14 protein-coding genes and 1 pseudogene are annotated in these 14,516 nt (G+C 48.3%); 6 read left to right on the forward strand and 9 right to left on the reverse strand.

All coding sequences use genetic code 11. The annotated features are described in order from the left end of the window. Positions 1-17: 17 nt before the first annotated feature. Positions 18-635, reverse strand: a complete 618-nt coding sequence (locus tag C233_RS0116160) for a DUF6621 family protein (RefSeq protein WP_018668605.1) — start codon at positions 633-635, stop codon at positions 18-20. A 190-nt stretch (positions 636-825) separates the two neighbouring features. Between C233_RS0116160 and clpB the strand changes: the two genes are divergently transcribed. Then, entirely contained in the window at positions 826-3,420 is a 2,595-nt protein-coding gene (gene clpB, locus C233_RS0116165; RefSeq protein ID WP_018668606.1) for an ATP-dependent chaperone ClpB, read from the forward strand. A 228-nt stretch (positions 3,421-3,648) separates the two neighbouring features. Here the strand turns inward: clpB and C233_RS23270 are convergent, their stop codons facing one another. The 7 genes from C233_RS23270 to nusB form a co-directional block, all read right to left on the reverse strand. After that, complete coding sequence (locus C233_RS23270) at positions 3,649-4,899, reverse strand: PepSY-like domain-containing protein (protein WP_018668607.1); 1,251 nt, start codon at positions 4,897-4,899, stop codon at positions 3,649-3,651. Between the two features lie 191 nt (positions 4,900-5,090). Beyond that, positions 5,091-6,470, reverse strand: coding sequence for an aldehyde dehydrogenase (locus C233_RS0116175; RefSeq protein WP_018668608.1), 1,380 nt, complete (start codon positions 6,468-6,470; stop codon positions 5,091-5,093). A gap of 758 nt (positions 6,471-7,228) precedes the next feature. Next, entirely contained in the window at positions 7,229-7,669 is a 441-nt protein-coding gene (locus C233_RS0116180; protein WP_018668610.1) for a DUF5606 family protein, read from the reverse strand. Between the two features lie 27 nt (positions 7,670-7,696). Continuing rightward, a complete protein-coding gene (gene coaE / locus C233_RS0116185; protein ID WP_018668611.1) occupies positions 7,697-8,311 on the reverse strand; it encodes a dephospho-CoA kinase in 615 nt (204 codons plus the stop codon). Next, entirely contained in the window at positions 8,301-9,317 is a 1,017-nt protein-coding gene (locus tag C233_RS0116190) for a CdaR family protein (RefSeq protein ID WP_018668612.1), read from the reverse strand. The genes coaE and C233_RS0116190 overlap by 11 nt, the downstream gene beginning before the upstream one ends. A 14-nt stretch (positions 9,318-9,331) precedes the next feature. After that, a complete protein-coding gene (gene yajC, locus C233_RS0116195) occupies positions 9,332-9,661 on the reverse strand; it encodes a preprotein translocase subunit YajC (RefSeq protein WP_018668613.1) in 330 nt (109 codons plus the stop codon). A gap of 38 nt (positions 9,662-9,699) precedes the next feature. Continuing rightward, the gene (gene nusB / locus C233_RS0116200) at positions 9,700-10,626 is read right to left on the reverse strand and encodes a transcription antitermination factor NusB (RefSeq protein ID WP_018668614.1); all 927 of its coding nucleotides are present in this window, start codon (positions 10,624-10,626) and stop codon (positions 9,700-9,702) included. Positions 10,627-10,797: 171 nt separating this feature from the next. Here nusB and C233_RS0116205 point away from each other — a divergent pair, with 171 nt between their 5' ends. The 5 genes from C233_RS0116205 to C233_RS0116225 all read left to right on the forward strand — a co-directional run bounded on the left by C233_RS0116205 (position 10,798) and on the right by C233_RS0116225 (position 14,052). Further along, positions 10,798-11,202, forward strand: coding sequence for a PUR family DNA/RNA-binding protein (locus tag C233_RS0116205; protein ID WP_018668615.1), 405 nt, complete (start codon positions 10,798-10,800; stop codon positions 11,200-11,202). 138 nt (positions 11,203-11,340) lie between these two features. Next, positions 11,341-11,934 carry a 50S ribosomal protein L25/general stress protein Ctc gene (locus C233_RS0116210; protein ID WP_018668616.1) on the forward strand — a complete coding sequence of 198 codons (594 nt, stop codon included), beginning with the start codon at positions 11,341-11,343 and terminating at the stop codon, positions 11,932-11,934. A 142-nt stretch (positions 11,935-12,076) separates the two neighbouring features. After that, a complete protein-coding gene (gene pth, locus C233_RS0116215; protein WP_018668617.1) occupies positions 12,077-12,640 on the forward strand; it encodes an aminoacyl-tRNA hydrolase in 564 nt (187 codons plus the stop codon). Further along, a complete protein-coding gene (locus tag C233_RS0116220; protein ID WP_018668618.1) occupies positions 12,637-13,056 on the forward strand; it encodes an RNA-binding S4 domain-containing protein in 420 nt (139 codons plus the stop codon). Before pth ends, C233_RS0116220 begins: the two co-directional genes overlap by 4 nt. Before the next feature lie 9 nt (positions 13,057-13,065). After that, a complete protein-coding gene (locus C233_RS0116225; protein ID WP_018668619.1) occupies positions 13,066-14,052 on the forward strand; it encodes a Gfo/Idh/MocA family protein in 987 nt (328 codons plus the stop codon). A 74-nt stretch (positions 14,053-14,126) separates the two neighbouring features. Here the strand turns inward: C233_RS0116225 and C233_RS0116230 are convergent. Continuing rightward, positions 14,127-14,258: pseudogene (locus C233_RS0116230) on the reverse strand (HIT family protein); the annotation flags it as partial. Between the last annotated feature and the right edge of the window lie 258 nt (positions 14,259-14,516).

The raw sequence follows: 14,516 nt of genomic DNA on the forward strand, positions 1-14,516 counted from the left end.
CATCGAATCAAGGAAGGTCAACCATTCTGCAAATCTTCACTCCTGATGCCCAGCACCGACATCAGCGGATACCCCAGCATCTCCCAGCGGCAAGCTACCGGAACGGGCGGTTCGTCCATACGGAAACAGACGATATCCTTTGCATCTTCCTCCCGCCCGTCGTTTTCGGGCATAAACTCCTTCAGTACTTCTTCGACCTCCTCACCGTATTCTTCATTAAAAGGTACGACGAGCAGCTTCTTCACCTCGGCGGAGTTCAGGACTATCCGCAGCAAATCGATATACAACTCCCCACGGGACACAAAACCCTCCGAGGGCACTGCCATAAAACAGAATTCACCCAAAGACCCCTTGAAAGCCACCCCGTCCAACTCGCTTTTCAAATCGGACGGCAGGCAATGCTCCAGCTTTCCGGAGTGCTCATCATATACCAGGAGCACCTGCACATCGTTATCGCCCTCCTTCATCCCGGCATCCATTGCCAGGTACATGGTAAAGAGCGCCAAGTCCACCGTTTGCAGCGAGCGTCCCAACAGCGGTTCGAAATACTTCTTCAAGTCGTTTATAACGAAGTTCAGGTAAGCGGCATCTATCACCATTACCGTTCCGGCAAGTTTTATCTGGGCATTTTCCATAATCACATCCTTTATTGAGGGAGTAAAGGTACAAAAAGTTTTGCAGATAAATGCTATTTGTCACAAATCAGTCATTTTGACATTCGTTTTATTCCGTTAACTGAAATTTTGTCTCATTCCTGCCATTGGCAAATCTTTTGCGCCCCTTGAAACGTTATGGATTTAATAAAAAAAGAAAGGAGAACAAGATATGAACTTTAACAACTTTACTATCAAAGCGCAGGAGGCTGTACAGGAAGCCGTGAACCTGACGCAAGCGCGGGGACAACAAGCTATCGAACCCGTGCACTTGCTTCAGAGCGTGATGAAGGTGGGCGAGAATGTAACCAACTTCATCTTCCAGAAGTTAGGCATGAACGGGCAGCAAATCGCACTCGTGCTCGACAGGCAGATTGATTCGCTACCGAAAGTTTCGGGCGGAGAACCCTACCTGAGCCGCGAGACTAACGAGGTTTTCCAGAAAGCTATCCAGTACTCCAAGGAAATGGGAGACGAGTTCGTTTCGCTGGAACCGCTCCTGCTGGGTATCCTGAACGTGAAAAGTACCGCTTCCACTATCCTCAAGGATGCCGGAATGACGGAAAAAGAGTTGCGTAATGCAATCAACGAGCTGAGAAAAGGCGAAAAGGTGACTTCGCAATCCAGCGAGGACACCTACCAGTCATTGGAGAAGTATGCAATCAACCTGAACGAAGCAGCCCGAAGCGGCAAGTTAGACCCCGTGATAGGGCGCGACGAAGAAATCCGCCGGGTACTGCAAATCCTGAGCCGCCGTACCAAGAACAACCCTATACTGATAGGCGAGCCGGGAACCGGTAAAACAGCGATTGTAGAAGGCCTTGCCCACCGTATATTACGGGGCGACGTACCCGAGAACCTGAAAAACAAACAGGTCTACTCGCTGGATATGGGCGCACTGGTTGCGGGAGCCAAATACAAAGGCGAGTTCGAGGAACGCCTGAAAGCCGTTATCAACGAAGTGAAGAAGTCGGAAGGAGACATCATCCTGTTTATCGACGAAATCCACACGCTGGTAGGCGCCGGCAAGGGCGAAGGCGCCATGGATGCCGCCAACATCCTGAAACCGGCACTGGCACGTGGTGAGCTGAGAAGCATCGGCGCCACCACCCTCGACGAGTATCAGAAATATTTCGAGAAAGACAAGGCGCTGGAACGCCGTTTCCAAATCGTCATGGTGAACGAACCGGATACGCTGAGCACCATTTCCATTCTCCGCGGCTTGAAGGAGCGCTACGAAAACCACCACCACGTACGGATTAAGGACGATGCTATCATTGCCGCCGTAGAGCTGAGCAACCGATACATCACCGACCGTTTCCTGCCGGACAAGGCTATCGACCTCATGGACGAGGCTGCCGCCAAACTGCGTATGGAGGTAGATTCCGTACCGGAAGAGCTGGATGAGATTTCACGTAAAATCAAGCAGTTGGAGATTGAGCGCGAAGCTATCAAGCGCGAAAACGACCGTCCCAAGCTGGAGCAAATCGGTAAGGAACTTGCTGAGCTCAAAGAGCAGGAAAAGTCGTACAAGGCAAAATGGCAAAGCGAAAAGACGCTGGTCAACAAGATTCAGCAGAACAAAGTCGAAATAGAAAACCTGAAGTTCGAAGCCGACAAAGCGGAACGCGAGGGCGATTACGGCAAAGTGGCCGAAATACGTTACGGCAAACTACAGGCGTTGAACCGGGAAATTGAAGAAACGCAGCAGAAACTGCACGAAATGCAGGGCGACACGGCAATGATTAAAGAGGAAGTCGATGCCGAGGACATCGCCGATGTAGTTTCCCGCTGGACAGGCATACCGGTAAGCAAGATGCTGCAAAGCGAAAAGGACAAGCTGCTGCACCTGGAGGACGAGTTGCACCAACGTGTTATCGGCCAGGACGAAGCCATTGAAGCCGTAGCCGACGCCGTACGCCGCAGCCGTGCAGGATTGCAAGACCCGAAGCGGCCTATCGGTTCGTTCCTGTTCCTCGGTACTACCGGTGTAGGTAAGACGGAACTTGCCAAGGCGCTCGCCGAATTCCTGTTCGACGACGAAACGATGATGACGCGTATCGACATGAGCGAGTACCAGGAGAAGCACAGCGTCTCCCGCCTGGTCGGAGCGCCTCCGGGATACGTGGGTTATGATGAAGGCGGCCAGTTGACGGAAGCCGTACGCCGGAAACCCTACTCTGTCGTACTGTTCGACGAAATCGAGAAAGCGCATCCGGATGTATTCAACATCCTGCTGCAAGTACTGGACGACGGACGTTTGACAGACAATAAAGGACGTACCGTAAACTTCAAGAACACCATTATCATCATGACTTCCAATATGGGCAGCGGCTACATTCAAAACCAAATGGAAAAGCTGAACGCTTCCAACAAAGCGGAGATTGTGGAGGAAACCAAGAAAGAAGTAATGAATATGCTGAAAAAGACGATTCGTCCGGAGTTCCTGAACCGTATCGACGAAACAATCATGTTCCTGCCGTTGACCGAAAAGGAAATCAAACAGATTGTCGTGCTCCAGATTAAGAGCGTGCAGAAGATGCTTTCTGGAAACGGAGTGGAACTGGTATTGACCGATGCCGCCATAAACTTCCTTGCCGGTGCGGGATACGACCCCGAATTCGGCGCCCGTCCGGTAAAGCGTGCTATCCAGCACTATTTGCTGAACGACCTGTCCAAGAAGCTATTGGCACAAGAAGTAGACCGCAGCAAACCGATTACGGTAGATGCCGATACCACCAAAGACGGGCTGGTATTCAGCAACTAAAAGAAAGGGGATTATCGGGTTAACTTCGTAATTGCAGGAAGTTAACCAAACAGATGACAAGGAGTTAACTAAGTTACTCATACTTAGTTAACTCCTTGTGTTGTATGATGTTAACTTGAAAATAGCATACAAGCAACAGGTAAACAATATCCTATAATCATGCACAGATAATATATTTATTTGTAATAACCAAGACCCGTTCTGGCAGCAGGTCTTGGTTATCACAATTCAATCACGCCGTGCAGTGACCTTTCCTGTTTCATCCACATATACCTCATACTCGCCTCCGCCTTTCCAGGCCTCCGCTTCGTAGGCAATTCCCTTTTCCGTTTCAATCACGTCCGCCCATTCGTGGGTATCCGGCTCATAACCTGCCTGACGGATTAAAGCTGCGATGTCGTCCGGCAGCGGAGCTTCCCATTCGGTGCACACCCACTCGCCACGGCGGAAACTCACCTCCTTCTTCACCTTGTCGTGCATGATTTCTATCTCGACCAGCCCGTCGTCGTCGTCGCGTCCGGTGATAACCGCCCCGGCATATTTCTCATGGATGAACTTTTCATAATCGCTGCCTACCGAAACACCTCCCTGGATATTATCCTCCGGCAAAGAGGGACGCTGGATAACCTGATACGTTTCCGCTTCGACAAATACCTTGTAGTCGCGGTCACCCCTGCCTTCCATTTCCACGCAGTAATAAGTAGCCGAAGCGGTCTTGAACATTTTCACCTCTTCCACCACCGCATCCGGATGTTCCGCCTTTGCCGCACCGGTAACCTGTTCCGGAACCAGTTTCAGCGTCCGGTGTTCGTACTCCGTGGTGGTCTGGAGCCATTGCGAAGCATCCGAAAACAGCACCTCGTGCTTCAACCCGTCTGCAATCACTTCCACTTCGATGCGTCCGTCTTCACGGTCGAAATCCACTATACGCGCTTCCGCTCCCAGGTTTTCCTTTACCCACCTCTCGATATCGCCGGAAGGTATCTGCGGGAAATAGTCGTGGTAATCTCCGTCCTCCGCATCCAGGAACCCATGCACCAGAATGCCGTCTTCCGTATAATAAAGGTCTGCCTCCTGCTCTCCCTTTTCCGCTTCAATCACGTAAAGCGTCTCGCTGCCCGTGCGGGTCAGCTTGTCTACATCGTCCACATGCCAGTCATTATAAGCGCTTGCATTGAAAGCCTCCTGCACCGGTTGCGGAAGTTGTTCAAACCGGACATCGGTTTCTTTCATCCCGCAATAACCGTCCCGGGCATACCACACTGTTTCCCCGCTCCGGGTAAGGTTTGCCACCAGATAGTCCCCTTTCACTTCCCAGGTAGCCGGCTCGTCTCCATATTCTTTCTCAAAAGCCGCCAGTACTTCCTGCGGTACGTTTCCGTTGAAGCCGCCGTCAGGATTGTTGTCGTCGTTGTCGCATGACACGAAGAAAAGCATTCCGCTTACCAGAAGCGTCCAAAATGATAAAAACTTCCTCATATTCGTTACTCATTTTAATGTTCCGGTACAAACATACGCCCTAATTCTGGAAAGAATCTGAAAAACAAGAATTCAAAAAGCAACCTTAGCTGCCGAATCCTACCGAAAGCCGGTTGCCGGGCTGAAATAAATGCCTGCCTTATACGGACATGCCTGTCTGGAAACCGCCTTCTCCCATTGCACGGCCGGACTTACCCCAAGAGCCGCTTTACCATTCCGAAGTATTTGAAAGGCGCATATTTCACCGGCAAGTCCGGCCATACAGGTGTCGTGAGCACAGACCGTTCATTGCTGAAAGCCAGAAAGCTGTACCGCCCGTGGTACTTGCCCATGCCGCTGTTGCCGACCCCGCCGAAAGGCAAATTATGGTTGGAGACATGCATCAGGGTATCGTTTATGCAGGCGCCTCCGGAAGTAGAGCGACGCAAGATTTCCGCCGCCCGCTTGCTTTTTCCGAAATAATAAAAAGCCAGCGGTTTCTCGTGCCCGTTGACATAAGCCAGCACCTCGTCCATTTTCCTGAAAGTCATAACCGGCAACAACGGGCCGAATATCTCTTCCTGCATGATAGGGTCGTCGGGGGTCACACCGTCAATCACGGTCGGCGCTATATACCGTTCCCCGTCATCCACCTCGCCGCCTATCACCACCGTCCCCGCCTGCATAAGCGATTTCAACCTTTCCACGGCCTGCCGGTTCACGATACGGGGAAAATACGGGCTGTGCTGCGGGTTCTCGCCGAAGAAACGCTTCAATACCAGTCTTATCTGCCCGAAAAGCCGCTCTTTCACATCTTCATGCACGAACAGATAATCGGGGGCGATACAAGTTTGTCCGGCGTTAACGGTTTTCCCCCACATGATACGCCGCGCCGCTATTTCCAGATTGGCATCCTTGTCTACGATACAAGGGCTTTTCCCTCCCAATTCCAAAACCACGGGCGTAAGATTCCGGGCGGCGGCAGTCATCACCACCTTCCCGAACGACGGGCTGCCCGTAAAGAATATGAAATCGAAGCGCTGTTCAAGCAAATGCCGGTTCACTTCCCGATGCCCGTGCGTCATGCACACATAATGCTCAGGAAAGGTTTCCCTTACCAGTTCATCCATAACCTGTGCGATATGAGGCGTGTTGGGCGACGATTTCAGAACCGCACAGCATCCGGCGGAAATGGCTCCCACCAACGGGTTCATCAACAGTTGGAACGGGTAGTTCCATGGAGCGATAATAAGCGCCACACCCAAAGGTTCGTACAATATCCTGCTCCTGGAAGGAAAGAGGAACATGGGAGAAGGCACACGCCGCCCCTTGCTCCAGCGTTTCAAGTGGCGGATATGATTATTGATTTCACCCAGTACCATGCTGGTTTCCGTTAGGTAAGCCTCTTCGGACGACTTGTGCAAATCGAACCATAACGCCTCGGCAATGCGCTGCTCATACTTCGACACGGCTGCCCGGAAGCGTTTCAACTGTCCGATACGGAATGCGATATCTTTCGTTTGATGTGTCGCAAAAAATGCCCGCTGTTTCGCAAGCAAGGCCTCTATTCTTTCTTTTGATGTCTCGTTCATTATCTTATTGGTTAACTGTTACCGGAAATTGAAAAATCTATTTCATACATTATTCCTTTTGCAAAAATAGCAGTAATTCTGAAAACGCCCGCATCCCTCTTTTGTTTATGTCCGATATACTTACATACCCGAATTTTAAGACGGGCAAGTAAGAAACCGGAAATATCAAATGGACAATTCTAAATCAATACGACCCATGGATGTCAAAGCGAGGTCGCCCGGCTGCCTCTCAGAAGTGGCACACACAGCCTTCAGGGAAGGTATGGAGGGGGATAGCTGGCTAAAAAGGAAGGGTAACGACTTAGGTAGCCTCACTCGTTACTTCAGGTAGCCTCACCCGTTACCTTAGGCTGCCTCAGTCGTTACCTTAAGTTACCCCGATAATATGTAAAGGAAGGTTACAGGTAAGAAGATAATCTATTGCGGGCATTGCCAACCGTTACAAATCAATGATAATCGATATATAAAAAAGAGGAGGCATGTGCGGTGATATGGTAACCGACATGCGTCCTCTTTCTTTGTCTATATAAAGCCCCGGTATTTTTAATGAAAATATTGTTTTCAAGAAGATAGATATACTTTTATTTGCATATCTTCGTATCCGGGCTCAGTATGTTATTAACTTCACCTATGCAGGTTTACAAGGGGTATCAATGATTCTATACGAAAGCGGTCATTGATAATCAACAATTTAAAGTTAAAAGGCATACTCCGTTTCGAACCTTCCCCCTCCTCTATTTGTCGTCCTCTGGAAACTATTATTCCGCTTTTCCTTCTTCCGCTTCTTCTTTCGTTTCTTCGGCGGCAGTATCTTCGAAGTCGGTCATACCGCTTGCTACCAGCAGGTTATACCAGGAAATCAGTTTCTTGATATCCGATACATATACGCGGTCGCGGTCGAAAGTCGGCAGCACTTCCGCCAAATAAGCTTGAAGTTCTTTTGCAGGGGCTTTTTTCACATCCAATGTCACAGCGGCGCCATTCTCCTTTTTCTTCATCGAAAGGAGCACGTCTTTCAAGGGAACTTCTCCTTCGTCCGTGTACATGGCGATATCGCCCAAAGAGATAATCTTTTCATTGCCGTAGGCAGGGAAACGCTTTTTATCGACAAGCGATTCTACAATCAACATATTCTTTCCCTGGGAAATGAGTTTATACAATCCCGGCTTACCGGAAATAGACAAAATAGTCTTCAACATAGTATATTCTGTTTTTGTAATTAGTAGTTATTTTTTCGGTGGGCAAAGATAGGTATTATTTTGAGACAGGAAAGTGATTAAAGCTAAAACCTGCGGAATTAACGGTGTTTCATCATCATTCACTATCACAAAATCCGCCTGCCGGCGCTTTTCTTCATCGCTCATCTGGCTGCGGATGCGCTTTTCTATCTGTTCGCGCGAGGAGGCGTCCCGTTTCATGGCGCGCCGTATCCGCACTTCTTCGGGAGCATATACCATAACCACCACATCTACCTCGCCGGCAAAACCGGCTTCTATCAGAATGGCGGACTCGATGCCTGCCATTGAACAGGCTGCATGCCGCCGGGTCCATTGCCTGAAATCTTCTTTCACACGCGGATGAATAATCGCGTTGACTTGCCGGGCATGTTCAGGATTGCCGAAAAGATAAGAGGCAAGCAGGGGTTTGTTCAATGCTCCACCGGCATATACCTCCTCGCCCAGCAAAGCAACCAGCTCGCGGCGGATGCAAAGGTCGGTCGCCATAAGGCGCTTGGTTTCCGTATCGGATATGTAGACAGGAATTCCCATTGCCCCGAGCAGTCGCGACACAACGCTTTTCCCGCTGCCGATGCCACCGGTTATACCTATCTTAACGGTCATACGAAGGAGAGATTTGTTCTATGAGAAAATCGACTTGCTCGGGATTAAAACGCACCTGGCTCACGCCTTCCGGGAGGTTCTTCAACTTTACCGTGTACTTGTCCGACCCCAGCCGCAATAATTCCTCATAGGAAATATCGATATGAAAATCGTCTGCATTTACCTGGCGGAAACGGCTAAGCCCTACCTGGAAAGTTACCTGAACCTTAGACGGAAAAGCACGCAGCACCTTCCCTGCCGGGAAACCGACGCCCTGCAACGGCACTTCCACCGTTTTTTCCGTATAAATATCTACCGGAAGCATCATCCCGACGGAAGCCGGCACGAACTTCACTCCTTTTGGGGTGAGCAACGATACCTGCCGCCTCAGCGTATCGGAGATATTTTCCTGCTTGACTTGCTGCGTATAGGCAGCGGTTATCGTATCCAGCACTCCCGCCGGAGCATATGCCAAAACCGAATCCGGGGTAAAGACCGTATCCGACAGATAGTACTGGCGACCGGCACCGACTGTTCCTGATAATCTTACAGGAACCAGCTTAGACGCCCCCGTAGCATAAATATATTCCAACGTATCCGGCTTCATAGAGAGCAGATGCGTGGAAACATTCAACTGGCCGAGCACTTTTTTCTCGAACTGGGAAGCATAAACGCGCACATGGTTACCCTTACCCTTATAATCGGAAAAATCGAGCGTAACCGGGTAGAAACTTTTTCCCAGCATATAATTGAGCAGCACAGTCCCTTTATCCTTCACCTTGATATGCAGCTCCGAAGCGGGTTCCGAGGTAATCACCGTATTATTGGGCACGCCGCGCAAACGCACCGGGATAGAGAATTCCGCCTCATAATCGTTGTTCAGCGTTTGCAACAGCCAGAAACCGCCGGCAACAAGGAAGAAAAACAAAAAAACAAAGAACTCCCTGCTCTTATCGCTGAGCAGGAAGTCCTTTGTTTTCCTGGTTGCATTTAAATAAATACGTTTTATGTTCCTACGCTCGAACATAGGCTCACATCTATTTATTTAGAAGCCTGGCTGCTGTTAGCATCGGCAGCTGCGGCAAAAATAGAATTCTTGTCAATGTGGATTTTAACGTTGGAAGCGATTTCGAGTACTACATCATTATCGTTAATTTCCTTGATGACTCCATGAATGCCACCGGCAGTAATAACCTTCTGGTTTACTTGAAGGGATTTACGAAAATTCGCAATTTCTTTTTGCTTTTTATTTTGTGGACGAATCATAAAGAAATACATGATAACAAACATGGCTATCAGTAAAATCCACATCATGCTTCCGTCCGGACCTGCTGCAGAAGCCTGCAGTAAGAATACAGTCATTAAATTCATAAATATTCCGTTTTAGTTTTTATTATTCAACAAAGGTATCAGTTTTTCGACAACTTCCCTTCTTTTTTTAATTCCTTAACTATTCCGTCCAATGTTCCATTGACAAAGCTACCGCTCTTTGCAGTACTGTACACCTTGGCAATGTCTACATACTCATTTAACGAAACGCTGACCGGAATGTTCGGGAAACTCAAAATTTCTGCCAGTGCGCACTGCATAATGACTACATCCATGAAAGCAACCCGGTCTAAATCCCAGTTACGCGTATTTTCGCTGATAAGGTGGCGGTAATAATCGCAATTCAGGATAGTACGGCGGAACAGACGGCGGGCGAACTCCTGGTCTTCGTCGTCCTTGAATTCGGGCAACAGAGGCTGACTGGCACCATTCTTCTCCTCGAAACGCTTAATCGTTTTCAATACGAACGTATCGACGATTTCCTTGTCATCATTCCAGTAAAGGCTTTGGTCTTCGAGCAACGCATCGAGTTCTTCGTTATTGAAAACAAACGTCTTATAAAGTTTGCGCCACAATTCGCGGTCTTCCTCATAGGTGCTCTCCGAAGCGGCCATATATTCCTTATATATATCGGAAGCCGTTATCTTCTCGAACAGCCCCTTGACAAAGTCCTCGTCATTAGCCCAGGTGCGTTTTTGGTTGGAGATGAAATCCATTAGCTGTTTGTTTACTTCCAATTGGGAGATGAATTTGTTTTCCACGAATTTCGTGTTCGGATACAATTCCTCGGCTGTGGGAGCCAATTTTGCTTTTGCCGCATCAAGACGCTTTTGTGCGTAGTTCGTCAATGCTATCATCAGCATGAGCAGGTAATTATAGAGGTCGTACGCTTTGGAAAGGCTAAAGAACAACTCTTTTTCCGCAGCATCTAGATTTTTACTGCCATTCTGGTAATAAGCGTATACAATCTGTATAATCTTAAGACGAATAAGAACTCTGTTTATCATAACTAAAGTAAATACTGGTGTTTTAACGAGGGGCAAAAGTAGATATTTTTAATGAGTTTACATAAATAAATCACATTTTTTAATGCAGATAATCATTATCCGGGCTTTTTCTTTTGACAGTTTAAAAAAAATCGTCAATTTTGAGCCCGATTACAACAAGATAGCTAAAATATGGAAGAGTTTAAGAAGAAAAGCGGACTGGACGCGAATGACAAAGAGATTGTATTCTCCCAATCCATTAAAGCAGGTAAGCGTATCTACTATTTAGACGTTAAGAAGAACAGAAAGGATGAAATGTTTCTCGCCATTACCGAAAGTAAAAAAGTGGTAATGGGCGAAGGGGACGACTCGCAAGTGAGTTTCGAGAAGCATAAAATCTTTTTGTACAAGGAGGATTTCGAGAAGTTCATGAACGGCCTGCAACAAGCTATTGGCTTTATCCAGGAGCAGCAGGGCTGCTACACGCGCCGCAGCGACAACGAGGAATTGCCCGGCAACGAACAGCCGGCGGCAGCGGAACAGGAAGAAAAAGAGTCTCCGCTCGAGGGAGAAATAAAAATAGATATCGATTTTTAAAGGGCAACCTTTTGATAATTCAAAAAGAAGCCGTACTTTTGCACCGCTTTTTTGCAACATCGTGTGGTGAACCACATCGTGTGATGGTGAATTAAGCAATAATCTACTTAATTTAGAGTAACACAAAAAATTCAAGAAATGAAATCAATTGAAGTAAAAGGAACTGCAAGAACCATTGCAGAACGTTCTTCGGAACAGGCAAGAGCTTTGAAAGCTATTCGTAAAAACAACGGTGTACCCTGCGTACTCTACGGAGCAGGCGAAAACGTACATTTCACCGTACCGGTAGAGGGTTTGCGCAACCTGGTTTATACTCCGAACATCTATGTGGTAGACCTGATTATCGACGGCAAGAAAGTAAATGCTATCTTGAAAGATATCCAATTCCACCCGGTAAAGGATACCATTCTGCACGTTGACTTCTATCAGATTGACGAAGCCAAGCCTATCGTTATGGAAGTTCCCGTACAAATGGAAGGCCTGGCAGAAGGTGTGAAAGCCGGTGGTAAGCTGACCCTGCAAATGCGTAAGCTGAAAGTCAGAGCTTTGTACAACGCTATTCCCGAAAAGCTGGTTATCAACGTATCTCACCTGGGATTGGGTAAGACAGTGAAAGTAGGCGAACTGAGCTATGAAGGCCTGGAACTGCTGAATGCCAAAGAAGCCGTTGTATGTGCCGTTAAGCTGACCCGTGCGGCAAGAGGTGCTGCGGCAGCTGCTGCAAACAACTAATCGGCGCTTCTTTTACAAGAAGGCAAGATATTCCGGAACGCGGATTAACGCAGGCGACGCAGATTTCATATCCGCGTACCAACTGCGATAATCCGCGTTCCTCCTTTTATCCGAGTGAGCACTAAAGTAAACGTATAGAGTAATGAAATATTTAATTGTCGGTTTAGGCAATATCGGTCCCGAATATCACGAAACCCGCCATAACATAGGTTTCATGGTGGTGGATGCCTTGGCAAAAGCTGCCGGAGCTACTTTTCGCGACGGGCGTTACGGTTTCACCGCTACGCTGTCGGTCAAAGGACGGCAAATGGTGTTGCTGAAACCCTCCACCTTTATGAACTCGAGCGGAAATGCCGTACGCTACTGGATGCAGAAAGAAAACATTCCATTAGAAAATGTGCTGATAGTAGTAGACGACCTGGCACTGCCTTTCGGAACCTTGCGGTTGAAGGGTAAAGGAAGCGATGCCGGGCACAACGGCCTGAAACATATTGCGGCTACATTAGGTATGCAGAACTATGCCCGCCTGCGTTTCGGCATCGGCAACAATTTTCCCCGCGGCGGGCAAGTGGATTTCGTATTGGGGCATTTTACGGCCGAAGACTGGAAAACCATGGACGAGCGTCTGGAGACTGCCGGCGAAATCGTTAAAAGTTTCTGCCTTGCCGGTATCGACATTACAATGAATCAGTTTAATAAGAGATGAGTGAAGCGAGAATAGACAAATGGATGTGGGCTGTACGTATATTCAAGACGCGTACAATTGCTGCCGAGGCCTGCAAGAAAGGCCGTATCAGTATCAACGGTGCATTGGCAAAGGCTGCCCGGACGGTAAAACCGGGGGATGTGATACAGGTGCGCAAACCTCCGGTAACCTATTCTTTCAAAGTATTGCAGCCTATCGAAAAGCGTGTAGGCGCCAAGCTCGTTCCCGAGGTCATGGAAAACGTAACCACTCCCGACCAGTACGAATTATTGGAAATGAGTAAAATCAGCGGTTTTATCAACCGTGCCAAAGGGACGGGACGTCCCACCAAGAAAGACCGCCGTGAGCTGGAGGACTTTACCGCGCCGGAATTCATGGACGACTTTGATTTCGATTTCGACTTTGAAGAAGAATAATATATAAGTATGAGCGAGAAAATAATAAAATGGGGATTTATCGGCTGCGGAGAAGTAACCAAATACAAAAGCGGCCCCGCCTTTCAGAAAATAGAGCATTCCGAGGTAGTGGCCGTAATGAGCCGGGACGGTTCCAAAGCCCAGGCTTATGCCAAGGAAAGAGGTATAGCCAAGTGGTACGACGATGCCCAGGAGTTGATTAATGACGACGAGGTGAATGCCGTATATATCGCTACCCCGCCCTCCTCGCATGCCACATATGCCATAATGTCCATGAAAGCGGGCAAGCCCGTGTATATAGAGAAGCCCATGGCGGTTACTTACGAGGAGTGCTGCCGCATCAACCGTATTTCCCAAGAAACCGGTGTACCTTGTTTCGTGGCTTATTACCGCCGTTACCTTCCCTATTTCCTGAAAGTAAAGTCATTGGTGGAAGAAGGTGCTATCGGGAATATCATCAACATACAAATCCGTTTTGCCCAGCCTCCCCGCGACCTGGATTACAACAAGGAGAACCTGCCGTGGCGAGTACAGCCCGATATTGCCGGCGGCGGCTATTTTTACGACTTGGCGCCGCACCAGATAGATATTCTGCAAGACATATTCGGCTATATCCTCGAAGCCAACGGATATAAGAGCAACCGCGGCGGATTATACCAGGCGGAAGATACTCTCAGCGCTTGTTTCCAGTTTGACAGCGGACTGGTAGGCAGCGGTTCGTGGTGTTTCGTAGCCCATGAATCCGCCCGGGAAGACCGCATCGAGATTATCGGGGATAAAGGTATGATATGTTTCTCCGTATTCACTTACGACCCCATAGCGTTGCACACTGAGAGAGGGAGGGAAGAAATCCCTGTCGAGAACCCCGTTTATGTCCAGCAGCCGCTTATCCAGGCGGTCGTAGACCACTTGCTCGGCAAATCGGTTTGTAGCTGCGACGGCGAAAGCGCCACACTGACGAACTGGGTAATGGATAAGATACTGAATAAGATATGATATGAAAAGATTTATGATTTGCCCACGCGGCATGGCGGCGCGCAGCCAAATCATAAATCTATAATCACTAATCTTTAAAGTTCTTTCTTCACTGCCTCTATCAGTTCCCGGTATTCGGCATCCGTCAGGTACACTTTTCCCGGATTCATCTGGAAAGTACCGCCGTAATCGGGACCGTCCACATATTTAGGGATATTCAGTAAATGTCCCTAAAAATCAAGATGGCATATGAAGATGATAGAGCATACTCACTTCATATGCCATTTTTATAGTCCTATTCCTGTAATTTCTCACACAATCTTACCCTACAAGACATGACGCTCGGGAAGAAGTCTGAAGACATCTTCTGCCTCTGCCTGTAAAATCATATCATGCCGCTTTCACCGTCCTGTTCCTGATCTTGTCTATCATCAGTACGGCATTTGCCGTATGTATTCCAAAGAAAATCCACAGGATTTCCGTCT

It is taken from the genome of Bacteroides gallinarum DSM 18171 = JCM 13658, assembly GCF_000374365.1.
GTDB classification, from domain to species: domain Bacteria; phylum Bacteroidota; class Bacteroidia; order Bacteroidales; family Bacteroidaceae; genus Bacteroides; species Bacteroides gallinarum.